This is a genomic window from Pseudomonas sp. R3-57, assembly GCF_051132065.1.
GTDB lineage: Bacteria > Pseudomonadota > Gammaproteobacteria > Pseudomonadales > Pseudomonadaceae > Aquipseudomonas.
The window spans coordinates 4829999-4845176 of sequence record NZ_CP071655.1 but is presented as its reverse complement, the minus strand read 5'-3'; the positions used below and the strand labels follow the sequence as shown (position 1 = coordinate 4845176).

The 15178-nt window shown below is 60.1% G+C and carries 15 protein-coding genes; 14 read left to right on the top strand and 1 reads right to left on the bottom strand.

All coding sequences use genetic code 11. From position 1 onward, the window contains the following. Window positions 1-70: 70 nt before the first annotated feature. The 7 genes from J3P93_RS21905 (at window position 71) to ispD (ending at window position 7834) form a co-directional block, all read left to right on the top strand. Window positions 71-1018, top strand: coding sequence for an acetyl-CoA carboxylase carboxyltransferase subunit alpha (locus tag J3P93_RS21905; RefSeq protein WP_262140254.1), 948 nt, complete (start codon window positions 71-73; stop codon window positions 1016-1018). 130 nt (window positions 1019-1148) lie between these two features. Further along, window positions 1149-2477 (top strand): tRNA lysidine(34) synthetase TilS, encoded by a 1329-nt coding sequence (gene tilS / locus J3P93_RS21900; RefSeq protein WP_434591845.1) that lies wholly within the window; start codon window positions 1149-1151, stop codon window positions 2475-2477. Between the two features lie 274 nt (window positions 2478-2751). Continuing rightward, the gene (locus J3P93_RS21895; protein WP_090282014.1) at window positions 2752-4383 is read left to right on the top strand and encodes a CTP synthase; all 1632 of its coding nucleotides are present in this window, start codon (window positions 2752-2754) and stop codon (window positions 4381-4383) included. A 5-nt stretch (window positions 4384-4388) separates the two neighbouring features. After that, window positions 4389-5234: a 3-deoxy-8-phosphooctulonate synthase gene (gene kdsA, locus J3P93_RS21890; RefSeq protein WP_007954807.1), complete on the top strand. Its 846-nt coding sequence runs from the start codon at window positions 4389-4391 to the stop codon at window positions 5232-5234. A 156-nt stretch (window positions 5235-5390) separates the two neighbouring features. After that, complete coding sequence (eno, locus tag J3P93_RS21885; protein WP_258450356.1) at window positions 5391-6680, top strand: phosphopyruvate hydratase; 1290 nt, start codon at window positions 5391-5393, stop codon at window positions 6678-6680. Window positions 6681-6851: 171 nt separating this feature from the next. Then, window positions 6852-7130 carry a cell division protein FtsB gene (gene ftsB / locus J3P93_RS21880; RefSeq protein WP_007964293.1) on the top strand — a complete coding sequence of 93 codons (279 nt, stop codon included), beginning with the start codon at window positions 6852-6854 and terminating at the stop codon, window positions 7128-7130. Next, a complete protein-coding gene (gene ispD, locus J3P93_RS21875; protein WP_434591841.1) occupies window positions 7127-7834 on the top strand; it encodes a 2-C-methyl-D-erythritol 4-phosphate cytidylyltransferase in 708 nt (235 codons plus the stop codon). Before ftsB ends, ispD begins: the two co-directional genes overlap by 4 nt. A 130-nt stretch (window positions 7835-7964) precedes the next feature. Here ispD and J3P93_RS21870 read toward each other — a convergent pair whose 3' ends face one another. Next, a complete protein-coding gene (locus tag J3P93_RS21870; protein WP_434591838.1) occupies window positions 7965-8861 on the bottom strand; it encodes a LysR substrate-binding domain-containing protein in 897 nt (298 codons plus the stop codon). Between the two features lie 115 nt (window positions 8862-8976). Here J3P93_RS21870 and J3P93_RS21865 point away from each other — a divergent pair, with 115 nt between their 5' ends. The 7 genes from J3P93_RS21865 (at window position 8977) to J3P93_RS21835 (ending at window position 15110) form a co-directional block, all read left to right on the top strand. Further along, window positions 8977-10089 (top strand): S-(hydroxymethyl)glutathione dehydrogenase/class III alcohol dehydrogenase, encoded by a 1113-nt coding sequence (locus J3P93_RS21865; protein ID WP_434591835.1) that lies wholly within the window; start codon window positions 8977-8979, stop codon window positions 10087-10089. A 96-nt stretch (window positions 10090-10185) separates the two neighbouring features. Then, the gene (gene fghA, locus J3P93_RS21860; RefSeq protein ID WP_434591832.1) at window positions 10186-11031 is read left to right on the top strand and encodes an S-formylglutathione hydrolase; all 846 of its coding nucleotides are present in this window, start codon (window positions 10186-10188) and stop codon (window positions 11029-11031) included. Between the two features lie 54 nt (window positions 11032-11085). Next, entirely contained in the window at window positions 11086-11559 is a 474-nt protein-coding gene (gene ispF / locus J3P93_RS21855; protein ID WP_434591829.1) for a 2-C-methyl-D-erythritol 2,4-cyclodiphosphate synthase, read from the top strand. Then, window positions 11556-12614 (top strand): tRNA pseudouridine(13) synthase TruD, encoded by a 1059-nt coding sequence (gene truD / locus J3P93_RS21850; protein WP_434591826.1) that lies wholly within the window; start codon window positions 11556-11558, stop codon window positions 12612-12614. The genes ispF and truD overlap by 4 nt, the downstream gene beginning before the upstream one ends. After that, on the top strand, window positions 12602-13351 hold the full coding sequence (surE, locus tag J3P93_RS21845; RefSeq protein ID WP_090282021.1) for a 5'/3'-nucleotidase SurE: 750 nt from the start codon (window positions 12602-12604) through the stop codon (window positions 13349-13351). The genes truD and surE overlap by 13 nt, the downstream gene beginning before the upstream one ends. 41 nt (window positions 13352-13392) lie before the next feature. Further along, a complete protein-coding gene (locus tag J3P93_RS21840; RefSeq protein WP_172833348.1) occupies window positions 13393-14028 on the top strand; it encodes a protein-L-isoaspartate(D-aspartate) O-methyltransferase in 636 nt (211 codons plus the stop codon). Between the two features lie 212 nt (window positions 14029-14240). Continuing rightward, a complete protein-coding gene (locus J3P93_RS21835; protein WP_434591823.1) occupies window positions 14241-15110 on the top strand; it encodes a peptidoglycan DD-metalloendopeptidase family protein in 870 nt (289 codons plus the stop codon). The last annotated feature ends 68 nt before the right edge of the window (window positions 15111-15178 follow it).

The window sequence follows — 15178 nt, the reverse complement described above, 5'->3', positions numbered from 1 at the left end:
TTAAGGTAGGGCGCGAATAGACAACCGGCCGGCCCAAGCTCATTTGGGACACGACCCAAGACGGACGCCTATGAACCCGAATTTTCTAGATTTCGAACAGCCGATCGCCGACCTGCAAGCCAAGATCGAAGAGTTGCGCTTGGTCGGTAATGACAATTCGCTGAATATCGGCGATGAGATCTCCCGCCTGCAGGACAAGAGCAAAACGCTCACCGAAGACATCTTCGGCAAATTGACCAGCTGGCAGATCGCACGCCTGGCGCGTCACCCGAAACGCCCTTACACCCTCGACTACATCGAGCACATCTTCACCGAGTTCGACGAACTGCACGGCGACCGTCACTTCTCCGACGACGCCGCGATTGTCGGCGGTATCGCCCGTCTGGAAGACCAGCCGGTGATGATCATCGGTCACCAGAAGGGCCGTGAAGTGCGCGAGAAGGTTCGCCGCAACTTCGGCATGCCGCGTCCGGAAGGCTATCGCAAGGCCTGCCGTCTGATGGAAATGGCCGAACGCTTCAAGATGCCGATCCTGACCTTCATCGACACGCCGGGCGCCTACCCGGGTATCGACGCCGAAGAGCGCAACCAGAGCGAAGCCATTGCCTGGAACCTGCGCGTGATGTCGCGCCTGAAAACCCCGATCATCGCTACCGTCATCGGTGAAGGTGGTTCCGGTGGTGCACTGGCGATCGGCGTCTGCGATCAACTGAACATGCTGCAGTACTCGACCTACGCGGTGATCTCGCCGGAAGGTTGCGCATCGATCCTGTGGAAAACCGCCGAAAAAGCGCCGGATGCTGCTGAAGCCATGGGCATCACCGCCGAGCGTCTGAAAGGCCTGGGCATCGTCGACAAGGTAATCAGCGAGCCGCTGGGCGGCGCGCACCGCGACCCGGCCGCTGCCGCGGCATCGATCCGAGCCGAGCTGAGCTCGCAACTGGCGATGCTGAAGCAGTTCGATAACGAAGCGCTGTTGAAGCGCCGTTATGATCGACTGATGAGCTACGGTCTCTAAAGTCGAGCGCTACCCCTGTAGGAGTGAGCCTGCTCGCGATAACGATGTAACATTCGACCCATGTGTTGACTGTTGCACCGCTATCGCGAGCAGGCTCACTCCTACATTCGATTGGGGCAAAGAGAAAGATATGGGCCCGTCCCCCACTGATTTGCCGTCCCGGCTATTACTGAACCTCAAACCCTGGCGCGACGCCGCTCACTGGCGCATCGCCTTCTCCGGTGGCCTCGATTCCACTGTCCTGCTGCACCTGCTCGCCCATCTCGCGAAATCCGAGTCCCTGCCTGCGCTCAGCGCCATCCATATCCATCACGGTCTTCAGGCGGCTGCCGATGCGTGGCCGCAACATTGTCAGGCGGTCTGCGATGCGCTGGGCGTGCCGTTGATCATCGAACGGGTGAAGGTGCAGCCGGGCGCAAGCCTGGAGCGCGCGGCGCGGAATGCGCGTTATGCGGTGTTCAATACGCTGACCGAGCACAATGACGTGCTGCTTACCGGCCAACATCGTGACGATCAGGCGGAAACATTGTTGTTCCGGTTGCTGCGCGGCGCCGGTGTGCGCGGTTTGTCAGGCATTCCTGCGCAACGCCCGGTGGGGCAGGGCATGCTGGTTCGTCCGTTGCTGGATGTTCCGCGGGCCGAGCTGGAGGCTTACGCCAACGCCCATGAACTGGCCTGGATCGAAGATCCGTCGAATCAGGATCGGCATTTCTCACGCAATTATCTACGCCATCAAGTCGTGCCGCCGCTGACCGAGCGCTGGCCGCAGGCGCAGGCAAGCATGGCCCGCAGCGCCGGGCATCTACGCGAGGCGCAGGGCTTGCTCGATGAGCTGGCGCAGATGGATCTGGCGCAGGCCTGCACCGCGCATGATTTTGCATGGCTGGAACTGCCGTCGCTGGAGCTGGCGCCGCTGGCCGCGCTGTCTGTGGCTCGTCAGCGCAACGCCCTCAGCCATTGGCTCGAACCACTGACACGCTTGCCGGATGCCGACCATTGGTCGGGTTGGAGCAATCTGTGCGAGGCCGCTGCCGACGCTTCGCCGATCTGGCGTCTGGCCGATGGCGAACTGCACCGCAGCGCCGGGCGGGTGTGGTGGCTGAGTGGCCAATGGTTGCGCGCGCCAGCGATCGGCGCCGACTGGCAGACCCCGTCGTTGACGCTACGCTTGGCCGATAACGGCAGCGTGATGTTCAGCGGGGCGGCGCCCTCCGGGCCATTGCGCATTGCTTATCGTCAGGGCGGCGAAGTCATGCAGATCGCCGAGCGCGGTCATCGCGACCTCAAGCGCCTGCTCAACGAGCGTGCCGTGCCGGGTTTTCTCCGTGGCAGATTGCCGCTGCTGTTTCGCGGCGCTGAACTGCTCGCGGTGGCGAACCTGCCGGGGCTCGACGGCCCGGCGCAGGGTGGCTGGAAATTGCAATGGCGGCCAAGCGATGAAGATCAAGGTTTGAGCTGAAAGGAGCATTCCGGTAGACTACGCTCCCTTCTTGATACAACTTCTGTGGATTCGCCTGAATTGCAGGAGTTGCCGATTACCAAGCAGTCTTTGCTGGGCGATTCCAAAAAATGTGTAGCGAGCAACGTACCGGTGTTTCACCTGCCGGTCTGTCCCAACGCGGCGGTTTTTTTGAAAGGTGCACTGTGATTAATGCAGGTGATCGGGGGCTTCGGCCTTCCTTCGCTTTCCCCGGCGGCTCGTTCCGCTTTAACGCAGACTTCTAGGGTTTTTCATGACGCGCTACATATTCGTCACGGGCGGTGTTGTTTCTTCATTGGGGAAAGGCATTGCCTCGGCTTCATTGGCGGCTATCCTGGAGGCGCGGGGGCTTAAGGTCACCATGCTGAAGCTGGATCCGTACATCAACGTCGATCCAGGCACCATGAGCCCGTTCCAGCACGGTGAAGTGTTCGTCACCCACGACGGCGCCGAGACCGACCTGGACCTGGGTCACTACGAGCGGTTCATCCGCACGACCATGACCCAGAACAACAACTTCACCACTGGCCGTGTCTACGAGCACGTGCTGCGCAAAGAACGCCGTGGTGACTACCTGGGTGCAACCATCCAGGTGATCCCGCACATCACCGACGAAATCAAGCGCCGTATCATCAAGGGTGCCGGTGACGCTGACGTGGCGATGGTCGAAATCGGCGGCACCGTGGGCGACATCGAGTCGCAACCGTTCCTCGAAGCGATCCGCCAGTTGCGTTTCGAAGTCGGCGCCAAGCGCGCGATGCTGATGCACCTGACACTGGTGCCGTACATCGCCACTGCCGGCGAAACCAAGACCAAGCCAACCCAGCACTCCGTCAAGGAACTGCGTTCGATCGGCCTGCAGCCAGACGTGCTGGTGTGCCGTTCCGATCACCCGATCGACATCTCGTCGCGTCGCAAGATCGCCCAGTTCACCAACGTCGAAGAGCGTGCGGTGATCGCGCTGGAAGACGCCGACACCATCTACAAGATCCCGGGCATCCTGCACTCGCAGGGTCTGGACGATTTCGTCGTCGAGCGTTTCGGTCTGCAATGCAACAGCGCCGATCTGTCCGAGTGGGACGCGGTGGTCGATGCCAAGCTGAACCCGGAACACGAAGTGACCATCGCCATGGTCGGCAAGTACATGGAACTGCTCGATGCCTACAAGTCGCTGATCGAAGCGATGAGCCACGCCGGCATCAGCAACCGCACCAAGGTCAACCTGCGTTACATCGATTCCGAAGACATCGAAAACCAGGGCACCGCGCTGCTCGAAGGTGTCGACGCGATCCTCGTACCAGGCGGCTTCGGTCTGCGCGGCGTGGAAGGCAAGATCACAGCCGTTCAGTACGCCCGCGAAAACAAGGTGCCTTACCTCGGCATCTGCCTTGGCATGCAAGTGGCGGTGATTGAATTCGCCCGTAACGTGATGGGCTGGAAAGATGCCAACTCCACCGAGTTCGACCGCGCCAGCGGCCACCCGGTGGTCGGTCTGATCACCGAGTGGGAAGACGCCACCGGCGCTGTAGAAGTACGTACCGAAGCGTCCGATCTGGGCGGCACCATGCGTCTCGGCGCTCAGGACTGCCTGCTCGAGCCGGGCTCCAAGGTCCATGACTGCTACGGCAAGGACGTGATCGTCGAGCGTCACCGTCACCGTTACGAAGTGAACAACAACCTGCTGCCACAACTGATCGAAGCCGGCCTGAAAATTTCCGGTCGCTCTGCTGATGCGGCGCTGGTTGAAGTGGTTGAAGCGGCCGACCATCCGTGGTTCGTCGCTTGCCAGTTCCACCCTGAGTTCACCTCGACTCCACGCGATGGCCACCCGCTGTTCAGCGGTTTCGTCAAGGCCGCGTTGGCTCAACACCAGAAGAAGGCGTAACCCCGATGGCACAGAAGATCATCCGCGTCGGCGATATCGAGATTGCCAACGACAAACCCATGGTGCTGTTCGGCGGCATGAACGTGCTGGAAAGCCGTGACATGGCCATGCAGGTTTGCGAAGAGTATGTGAAGGTCACCGAAAAGCTCGGTATCCCTTACGTGTTCAAGGCCAGCTTCGACAAGGCCAACCGGTCTTCTGTGACCTCTTATCGCGGCCCTGGCCTGGAAGAAGGCATGCGCATCTTCCAGGACATCAAGCAAGCCTTCGGCGTGCCGATCATCACCGACGTCCACGAGCCTGATCAGGCCGCGGTCGTCGCTGAGGTCTGCGACATCATTCAGCTGCCGGCCTTCCTGTCGCGCCAGACCGATCTGGTTGTCGCGATGGCCAAGACCAACGCCGTGATCAATATCAAGAAAGCCCAATTCCTCGCGCCTCAGGAAATGAAACACATCCTGAACAAGTGCGTGGAAGCGGGTAACGATCAACTGATTCTCTGCGAGCGTGGTTCGAGCTTCGGCTACAACAACCTCGTGGTCGACATGCTCGGCTTCGGCATCATGAAGCAGTTCGAATACCCGGTATTCTTCGACGTGACCCATTCGCTGCAAATGCCTGGCGGTCGTTCCGACTCCGCCGGCGGTCGCCGCGCTCAGGTCACCGATCTGGCCAAGGCCGGCATGAGCCAGTCGCTGGCGGGTCTGTTCCTCGAAGCGCACCCGGATCCGGATAACGCCAAATGCGACGGCCCTTGCGCCTTGCGTCTGGACAAACTGGAGCCATTTCTGGCCCAGCTCAAAGCTTTGGACGAACTGGTGAAGAGTTTTCCGACGGTAGAAACCGCGTAAGACTCATTTGTCCGGTAAAGTACCGCACGATTTGTCGCTCATGCCCTCGGGCATGAGCGTTGTCGTCTGCAAGTCTGCCCGCTGTCTTTCGCTTGCCGACGATTGAAGATTTCCTCTAGCTGCGTCGTTTTCGTCAACTTTGGAGTGTTTACAACAATGGCAAAAATCGTCGACATCAAAGGTCGTGAAGTTCTCGACTCCCGTGGCAATCCCACCGTGGAAGCGGACGTGCTTCTTGACAACGGCATCATCGGCAGCGCCTGCGCGCCGTCCGGTGCATCCACTGGCTCGCGTGAAGCACTCGAGCTGCGTGATGGCGACAAGAGCCGTTACCTGGGCAAGGGCGTGCTCAAGGCGGTAGCCAACATCAACGGTCCGATCCGCGATCTGCTGCTGGGCACCGACCCGAGCGACCAGAAAGCCCTTGACCACGCGATGATCAAGCTCGACGGTACCGAAAACAAGGCAACCCTGGGCGCCAACGCCATCCTCGCGGTATCCCTGGCTGCGGCCAAGGCGGCTGCGCAGGATCAGGACCTGCCGCTGTACGCACACATCGCCAACCTCAACGGCACTCCGGGTGTGTACTCGATGCCGGTGCCGATGATGAACATCATCAACGGTGGCGAGCACGCCGATAACAACGTCGACATCCAGGAATTCATGGTGCAGCCGGTTGGCGCCAAGTCGTTCTCGGAAGGTCTGCGCATGGGCACTGAGATCTTCCATCACTTGAAAGCTGTGCTGAAAGCCCGTGGCCTGAGCACTGCGGTGGGCGACGAAGGCGGTTTCGCACCGAACCTGGCGTCCAATGAAGACGCGCTGAAAGTGATCTCCGAAGCCGTGGCCAACGCCGGTTACAAGCTGGGCACCGACGTGACCCTGGCCCTGGACTGCGCGGCGAGCGAATTCTACGAAGACGGCAAGTACAACCTGTCCGGCGAAGGCCAGGTGTTCACCGCTGAAGGTTTCGCTGACTACCTCAAAGGCCTGACCGAGCGTTATCCGATCATCTCGATCGAAGACGGTCTGGACGAGTCCGACTGGGCTGGCTGGAAGATTCTCACCGACAAGATCGGCGAGAAGACTCAGCTAGTAGGCGACGACCTGTTCGTCACCAACACCAAGATCCTCAAGGAAGGCATCGATAAAAAGATCGCCAACTCGATCCTGATCAAGTTCAACCAGATCGGCACCCTGACCGAAACCCTGGAAGCCATCCAGATGGCCAAGGCTGCCGGTTACACCGCCGTGATCTCGCACCGTTCGGGCGAAACCGAAGATTCGACCATTGCCGACCTGGCGGTGGGCACCTCGGCTGGCCAGATCAAGACCGGTTCACTGTGTCGTTCCGACCGCGTATCGAAGTACAACCAACTGCTGCGTATCGAAGAGCAGTTGAACGGCAAGGCCAGGTACAACGGCCGCAGCGAGTTCCGCGGCTGAGTACAAACTGATGGAAGGACACCGGATTGTGTCGAAAAAGTCGTGACAGCGATGGATTTGCCACTAATCTGATGCCTTGAAAGCACAAGCCTGGATCTTTCCAGGCTTCGTGCTATCAGATGCTTCAAGTTTTCGCGTGGCGGTCTTTTTTCACTGGATACCTGATATTCGATGCGCAGTCCTTACTGGTTGTTTCTCGTTTTGCTCTTGCTGCTGGCCGGTCTGCAGTACCGCCTGTGGGTGGGCAACGGCAGTCTGGCGCAGGTCGCCGAGCTGAAGCAGCAGATTGCTGACCAACATGCCGAGAACGAAGGTTTGCTGGAGCGCAATCGCGTGATGGACGCTGAAGTCAGCGAGTTGAAAAAAGGCATGGAGACCGTTGAAGAGCGGGCTCGTCACGAACTGGGCATGGTCAAGGACGGTGAAACCCTTTACCAGTTGGCCCAATGATCGATTCCTTGCCGGCCTTCTGGGCCGTGATTCCTGCCGCGGGCGTTGGTGCCCGAATGGCCGCGGACCGTCCCAAGCAATATCTGCAACTGGGCGGGCGCACAATTCTCGAACACAGCCTCGGCTGTTTTCTCGATCACCCGAGCCTCAAGGGGCTGGTGGTCAGTCTTGCCGTTGATGATCCTTACTGGCCGAACCTGGCGTGCATCAGCGATCCGCGCATTCAGCGCGTCGACGGCGGTGCCGAGCGTTCCGCCTCGGTGCTCAATGCGTTGCTGCATTTGCATGCGCAGGGTGCCGATGATCACGACTGGGTGCTGGTGCACGATGCGGCACGGCCCAATCTGAGTCGCGACGATCTCGACAAGTTGTTGGCTGAACTGGCGGATGACCCGGTTGGCGGTTTGCTTGCGGTGCCGGCGCGCGACACGCTCAAACGCGTCGACAAGTCCGGGCGCGTGGTTGAAACCGTCGATCGCAGCGTGATCTGGCAGGCGTACACGCCGCAGATGTTTCGCCTTGGGGCGTTGCATCGGGCGTTGGCCGACAGTCTGGTCGCTGATGCTGTGATAACCGATGAGGCCTCGGCGATGGAGTGGGCTGGATTGAAGCCGCGTCTGATCGAGGGCAGGGCGGATAACCTCAAGGTGACCCGGCCGGAAGATCTGGAGTGGTTGCGCCAGCGCTGGGCTAACCGCCGCTGATGTTCGTCGGCTGTTGAGCCGCCATCGCGAGCAGGCTCACTCCTGCATTTGAAATGCGTTCGCCGGCTGAATGCGTCCCACTGTGGGAGCTAGCCTGCTAGCGATGGCGGTCGCTCAGCCAGCCTGGATCTCAAGCTCTATATTCTGGCTTTTCAGCCAACCCCTCCTTAAGAAAATCCACCAACTTACGCACCTTCGGCGACAAATGCCGCTGCTGCGGGTACAGCGCCCACACCGCCGTATTCGGCGGCTGATGCGCCTCCAGCAGCGAAATCAGCGCGCCGCTGTGCAAATGCTCCAGCACGTAATAATCCGGCAACTGACACAACCCCACACCCTGCAACGCCGCATCCAATACTGCCTGGCCACTGTTGCAGCGCCAGTTGCCCTGCACCCGCTGGGAAAACTCCCGGCCGTTCTGCTCAAGCTGCCAGATGTCCGAACTGCCGATCAGGCAATTGTGCCGACTCAATTCCGACAAGCTGTGTGGGCGACCATACCGTTCGAGGTAGGACGGTGACGCGCAGAGATACATGCGCCGGGGCGCCAGCCGTGTGGCAACCAACCGCGAATCTTGCAGACGACCGAGGCGAATCGCCAGATCGAGGCCTTCATGGACCAGATCGAGCTGGCGATTGCTCAGCTCGATATCAATGCGTAACTGTGGATACACACCCATGAAGCGCGTCACCAGCGGCACGATAAAGCGTTCGCCATACGCCACGGCGCAGGTCATGCGCAGCATGCCTTTCGGCTCGCTGGCCAGATCGCCGACCGCGCGCAACGCCTCTTCGCGGCCGTCCTGCAAACGCTGGCAATGTTGCAGGAAAGTCTGCCCGGCTTCGGTCAACGTCACGCGGCGCGTGCTGCGATAGAGCAAGCGCGTCTGCAAACGCTCTTCCAGACGTGCGATCTGTCGACTGATATGTGAAGACGAAACCCCGAGACGTTCGGCGGCGGCGGTGAACTGGTTGCATTCGGCCACGGCGACAAACTCGTCGATACCTTCCCAGCGGTTTTCCAGCATCGGGATTATCCCTGTATGGCAATAATGTTTTGCTTTCGCCCGGATTATTCACCAAGCGGCGCTGAACTACACTGCCTGTCTGGTTTTTATTCAATGGATTCACTGGAGAGTCAGCATGATCAAGTCGCGCGCCGCCGTTGCCTTCGAGGCCAAGAAGCCGCTGGAAATCGTAGAAGTCGATGTAGCCATGCCCAAGTCCGGTGAAGTGTTGCTGCGCGTGGTGGCTTCCGGGGTTTGCCACACCGATGCTTACACCTTGTCCGGCGCCGACCCGGAAGGGATCTTTCCGTCGATTCTCGGCCACGAAGGTGGGGCCATCGTCGAAGCCATCGGCGAGGGCGTGACCTCGGTTGCGGTCGGCGATCACGTCATTCCGCTGTACACCCCGGAATGCGGTCAGTGCAAATTCTGCAAATCGGGCAAGACCAACCTGTGTCAGGCGATTCGCACCACTCAGGGCAAAGGCTTGATGCCGGACGGTACTTCGCGTTTTTCCTACAAGGGCGAAACGATTTTCCACTACATGGGCACGTCGACCTTCTCGGAGTACACCGTGCTTCCGGAAATCTCAGTGGCGAAAATTTCCAAGGACGCGCCGCTGGAAAAGGTCTGCCTGCTCGGCTGTGGCGTTACCACCGGTATCGGCGCAGTGATCAATACGGCCAAGGTCAAACCGGGTGACACCGTGGCCATTTTCGGTCTGGGCGGCATCGGTCTGTCGGCGGTCATCGGCGCGGTAAAAGCCAAGGCTGCGCGCATCATCGCCATCGACATCAACCCGGCCAAGTTCGAAATCGCCAAACAGCTGGGCGCCACTGACTGCGTCAATCCGAAAGACTTCGATCGTCCAATCCAGGAAGTGATCGTCGACATGACCGATGGCGGCGTCGACTTCTCCTTCGAGTGCATCGGCAACGTGCAGTTGATGCGTGCAGCCCTCGAGTGCTGCCACAAAGGCTGGGGCGAGTCGGTGATCATCGGCGTCGCCGGGGCCGGCCAGGAAATCGCTACCCGTCCGTTCCAGCTGGTGACCGGCCGTGTCTGGCGCGGTTCGGCATTCGGCGGCGTGCGTGGTCGTAGCGAGTTGCCAAGCTACGTCGATATGGCCCAGAGCGGTGAGATCCCGCTGGATACCTTCATCACCCACACCATGGGGCTTGAAGATATCAACAAGGCTTTCGACCTGATGCACGAAGGCAAGAGCATCCGTACCGTCATCCATTTCTAACAGCAGCTCCAGGTTTCAAGCTTCAAGCTGCAAGTGAGAGCGAGCGTGCCTTTTCTTGTAGCTGGAAGCTTGCCGCTTGCCGCTGGGGAGAATCCCGTGAATCTGGAAAATATTTCCTGTCAGAAGAGCTTCGGTGGCTGGCACAAGCGCTATCGCCATCGCTCCGAAGTGCTCGATTGCGACATGGTCTTTGCTGTCTATCTGCCGCCGCAGGCGGAGCAGGGTGGTAAATTGCCGGTGCTGTACTGGCTATCAGGCCTGACCTGTACCGACGAGAATTTCATGCAGAAGGCCGGTGCCATGCGCATGGCCGCCGAGCTTGGCCTGATCATCGTCGCGCCGGACACCAGCCCCCGCGGCCCGGATGTAGCGGACGATGCGGACAAGGGCTGGGACTTTGGCCTCGGCGCCGGGTTTTATCTGAATGCCACGCAGCAACCGTGGGCGCGGCACTATCGGATGCATGACTACGTCGTCGAGGAATTGCCTGCACTGGTTGAAGCGCATTTCCCAGCCTCGGAGAAACGCAGCATCAGCGGCCACTCGATGGGCGGCCACGGCGCGTTGATCTGTGCGTTGCGCAATCCGGGGCGTTATCAATCGGTGTCGGCGTTTTCGCCGATCAACAACCCGATGGATTGCCCGTGGGGGCAGAAGGCTTTCTCCCACTATCTGGGTGAAGACCGTTCGAAGTGGAAAGAGTGGGACGCCTGCGCACTGCTGGCCGACGCGAAGGAGAAACTGCCGCTGCTGGTCGATCAAGGTGATCGCGATGATTTCCTCGCTACCCAGCTCAAGCCCGAAGCCCTGCAACACGCGGCAAAACAAGCGGGGCATCCGCTGGAGTTGCGTTTGCAACCGGGCTACGACCACAGCTATCTCTTCATATCAAGCTTCATTGACGACCACTTGCAGCATCACGCACGCGCTCTAGGCGCCTAATGTTCGCCAAAGCAGGTAGAATCACGCCCTGACAAAAATCGGGGCGTTTTTTTTATGCGTATTGGCCACGGCTATGATGTGCACCGTTTCGCTGAAGGCGATTTCATTACTCTGGGCGGCGTGCGCATTGCACACGGCTTCGGGCTGCTCGCTCATTCCGACGGTGACGTCCTGCTGCATGCCTTGAGCGATGCCTTGCTCGGCGCCGCGGCGCTTGGCGACATAGGCGAACACTTCCCTGACACCGACCCCCAATTCAAGGGCGCCGACAGCCGCGCGCTGCTGCGTCATGTGGTTGCGTTGATCCACGCCAAGGGCTGGAAAGTCGGCAACGTCGATAACACCATCGTCGCCCAGGCGCCGAAAATGGCCCCGCACATCGAATCGATGCGCGCGCTGATTGCTGCGGATCTTCAAGTTGAGCTCGATCAAGTGAACGTCAAAGCTACCACCACCGAAAAGCTTGGCTTTGTCGGTCGCGAAGAAGGCATCGCCGTGCATTCCGTTGCCTTGTTGCTGCGCGCATGAATGATCTGCAATTGCTCGGCCCGCGCGCCTATGGCGAACCCCTCGGCACGGCGGTACTGAAAGCCATCGCGGAAGATTTCCAGGTCGACGAAGTGCTCGATATCCCGTTCAGCGGCGACGGCGAGCACCTGTGGATCTGGGTCGAAAAACGCGGTCTGAATACCGAAGAAGCGGCCCGTCGAATCGCCAAGGCGGCGGGTGTGCCGTTGCGCACCGTCAGTTATGCCGGCCTCAAGGATCGTCAGGCGCTGACCCGCCAGTGGTTCAGCGTGCAATTGCCGGGCAAGGCCGATCCGGATCTGTCGGCGGCGGAAAACGACACACTGAAGATTCTCAAGACCACCCGCCACAAGCGCAAGCTGCAACGGGGGGCGCACTCGGCCAACGGCTTTACGTTGCGTCTGACCCAGTTTGCCGGCGACAAGGCAGCGATCGATGAGCGTCTGCAACTGATCGCCAAACAAGGCATCCCCAACTATTTCGGCGCCCAGCGGTTCGGTCATGACGGCGGCAATGTCGTCGATGCCCGTGGCTGGGCGGCGCGCAAGGCATTGCCGGAGCAGCGCAACGTGCGTTCGCGACTGCTGTCGACCGCGCGCAGTTTTCTCTTTAACAAAGTGCTGGCAGCACGCGTGGCGGACGGCACCTGGCAGAAAGCCCAGGTCGGCGATCTGCTCGCGTTCACCGATAGCCGCAGTTTTTTTCCTGCCGGTGAAGCGGAGTGCAGCGACCCGCGCCTGGCGATTCTCGACTTGCACCCCACCGGTCCGCAGTGGGGCGAAGGTGACTCTCCGGCGTCGGGGGCTGTCCATGATCTGGAGCAGGGGATCGCTGGCGCTGAAGGCGAACTGCGCGATTGGCTGGTCAATGCCGGAATGAGCCACGAACGGCGCATCCTGCGGCTGCCCATTGGCGGGTTGACGTGGCATTATCCCCAGCCTGACATTCTGCAACTGGAATTCGTCCTCCCGGCCGGATGCTTCGCCACCGTATTGGTGCGCGAACTCGTTGATCTGGTGCCGGTGGGGCAGACGGACAGCCCATGCGTATTCTGATTTCTAACGACGATGGGGTAACTGCACCCGGTCTCGCCGCGCTTTATGCTGCGCTGGCGGATTACACCGAGTGCGTGGTTATCGCCCCTGAGCAGGACAAGAGCGGCGCCAGCAGTTCGCTGACGCTCGACCGTCCGCTGCACCCGCAATACCTGGCCAACGGCTTCATCAGCCTTAACGGCACACCGACCGACTGCGTGCACCTGGGCCTTAACGGCTTGCTGGAACGCGAGGCGGACATGGTCGTGTCCGGCATCAACCTCGGCGCCAACCTGGGCGATGACGTGCTGTATTCCGGAACCGTGGCCGCAGCTCTTGAAGGGCGTTTTCTCGAACGCCCGTCGTTCGCCTTTTCGCTGGTATCACGCCAGGTGGATAATCTGCCGACAGCGGCCCACTTCGCGCGCAAACTGGTCGAGGCGCATGCCAGCCTTGACCTGCCGCCGCGTACGGTACTCAACGTGAACATCCCCAATCTGCCCCTTGACCATATTCGTGGCATTCAACTGACCCGGCTCGGCCACCGTGCCCGCGCGGCGGCGCCGATGAAAGTGGTCGATCCGCGCGGCAAGGCCGGTTACTGGATCGCGGCAGCCGGCGATGCCGAAGACGGCGGTCCGGGGACTGATTTTCATGCGGTGATGCAAGGCTACGTGTCCATCACTCCGTTGCAGCTCGATCGCACCTTCAATGATGCGTTCAGAAGTCTGGACGGCTGGCTTGGAGGGTTGAGCTGATGGCCCGCGAACACGAAGACCGACTACGCAGCGGCATCGGCATGACCTCCCAGCGCACCCGCGAGCGGCTGATCCAGCGCCTGTATGAAGAAGGCGTGTCGAACGCCAAGGTGCTGGAAGTCATTCGCCGGACTCCGCGCCACCTGTTTGTCGACGAAGCGCTGGCCCATCGCGCCTACGAAGACACCGCGCTGCCGATCGGCAACAACCAGACGATTTCCCAGCCTTATATGGTCGCGCGGATGAGCGAGCTGCTGCTTGAGGCGGGCCCGCTGGATAAAGTGCTGGAGATCGGCACCGGTTCCGGTTATCAGACTGCGGTCTTGTCGCAGCTGGTCGAGCGCGTTTTCTCGGTCGAGCGCATCAAGGTCCTGCAGGATCGCGCCAAGGAGCGCCTGGTCGAACTGAACCTGCGCAATGTGGTGTTTCGCTGGGGCGATGGCTGGGAAGGCTGGCCGGCGCTGGCACCGTATAACGGCATTATCGTCACCGCCGTCGCCACCGACATACCACAAGCCTTGCTCGACCAACTGGCACCGGGAGGGCGCATGGTGATCCCGGTGGGCTCGGGCGAAGTGCAGCAACTGATGCTGATCGTGCGCGAGGAAAACGGGTTTTCCCGACACGTTCTCGGCGCCGTGCGTTTCGTGCCATTGCTCAACGGGCCACTCGCCTGAGCATTTATAAAAGCCTGCTGAATTCCTTTCGTTCGCCTGTGTCTTACACCGGCAGCGAAGAATTAAACGCAGCGAGTTGGCCAGTGGCAAACGTGTGCGTGCAGCGATTTCGCGTCATTAAAGGTAAAGCCGAACCGGCCCGTTATACTTGCGACAACCTGGGCCGGGATGCGGCACTTGTACATTTTTCAGCCACCACAAAGGAGCGGCGGGTGAGTCTCACAGTCATAGCGCAGCGTATGGGTAACACGAGCTTTCAGCGCCTGGTGACTGGCCTTGTCTTGAGTACTTTGCTGGTCGGTTGCTCCAGCACCAAATCGAGCAATGTCCGGGTGGTCGATCGCAACAATGCCGTTGCACAAAGGCCTACCGTGACGACCGGGCAGTATGTAGTCCGTCCCGGCGACACCTTGTTTTCGATCGCCTTCCGCTACGGCTGGGACTACAAAACCCTCGCCGCCCGGAACAATATTCCTACGCCGTATACGATCCATCCGGGTCAGACGATTCGCTTCGACGGCCGTAGCGGTTCAACGCCGACCGCGGTGGTCAGCACCAGCAGTTCGTCACCTTCCTCGTCGAGCAAAACCACGGTAATCCGACGCCAGGCAAATGGCACCACCACCACTACAACCCGCGGATCTACTGGCGTTGCACCGTCCGTCGCAAGCAAGCCAGCACCTGCACCACTGCCTCCGGCCGGCCCGGCCCCGACCGGCTGGGGATGGCCATCTAATGGCGTTCTGATTGGAAAATTCTCTTCAAACGGTAGTTTGAATAAAGGCATTGATATCGCCGGAGATTTGGGACAGCCTGTTTTAGCTGCGTCTGATGGGACGGTGGTTTACGCCGGGAGTGGCTTAAGGGGCTACGGCGAATTAGTCATCATCAAACACAGCGAAACCTACGTCAGTGCCTACGGACATAACCGCAGGCTGTTGGTTCGGGAGGGGCAGCAGGTCAAGGTCGGACAGACAATTGCCGAAATGGGGTCAACGGGTACAGACCGGGTGAAACTGCATTTTGAGATTCGCCGCCAAGGTAAACCTGTAGATCCACTGCAGTTCCTGCCCAGACGTTGATGTGTAAGCCAGCCTGTTCCGTCGCGTAGAGGGGACAGGCTCCAGCGTTGCCAAGGATAAAGGCGTCG

What these genes read in the sequence shown, in the direction of transcription:
- J3P93_RS21905 (WP_262140254.1), top strand. Translation starts at nt 71, where the DNA reads ATGAACCCGAATTTTCTAGATTTCGAACAGCCGATCGCCGACCTGCAA.
- tilS (WP_434591845.1), top strand. Translation starts at nt 1,149, where the DNA reads ATGGGCCCGTCCCCCACTGATTTGCCGTCCCGGCTATTACTGAACCTC.
- J3P93_RS21895 (WP_090282014.1), top strand. Translation starts at nt 2,752, where the DNA reads ATGACGCGCTACATATTCGTCACGGGCGGTGTTGTTTCTTCATTGGGG.
- kdsA (WP_007954807.1), top strand. Translation starts at nt 4,389, where the DNA reads ATGGCACAGAAGATCATCCGCGTCGGCGATATCGAGATTGCCAACGAC.
- eno (WP_258450356.1), top strand. Translation starts at nt 5,391, where the DNA reads ATGGCAAAAATCGTCGACATCAAAGGTCGTGAAGTTCTCGACTCCCGT.
- ftsB (WP_007964293.1), top strand. Translation starts at nt 6,852, where the DNA reads ATGCGCAGTCCTTACTGGTTGTTTCTCGTTTTGCTCTTGCTGCTGGCC.
- ispD (WP_434591841.1), top strand. Translation starts at nt 7,127, where the DNA reads ATGATCGATTCCTTGCCGGCCTTCTGGGCCGTGATTCCTGCCGCGGGC.
- J3P93_RS21870 (WP_434591838.1), bottom strand. Translation starts at nt 8,861, where the DNA reads ATGCTGGAAAACCGCTGGGAAGGTATCGACGAGTTTGTCGCCGTGGCC.
- J3P93_RS21865 (WP_434591835.1), top strand. Translation starts at nt 8,977, where the DNA reads ATGATCAAGTCGCGCGCCGCCGTTGCCTTCGAGGCCAAGAAGCCGCTG.
- ispF (WP_434591829.1), top strand. Translation starts at nt 11,086, where the DNA reads ATGCGTATTGGCCACGGCTATGATGTGCACCGTTTCGCTGAAGGCGAT.
- truD (WP_434591826.1), top strand. Translation starts at nt 11,556, where the DNA reads ATGAATGATCTGCAATTGCTCGGCCCGCGCGCCTATGGCGAACCCCTC.
- surE (WP_090282021.1), top strand. Translation starts at nt 12,602, where the DNA reads ATGCGTATTCTGATTTCTAACGACGATGGGGTAACTGCACCCGGTCTC.
- J3P93_RS21840 (WP_172833348.1), top strand. Translation starts at nt 13,393, where the DNA reads ATGACCTCCCAGCGCACCCGCGAGCGGCTGATCCAGCGCCTGTATGAA.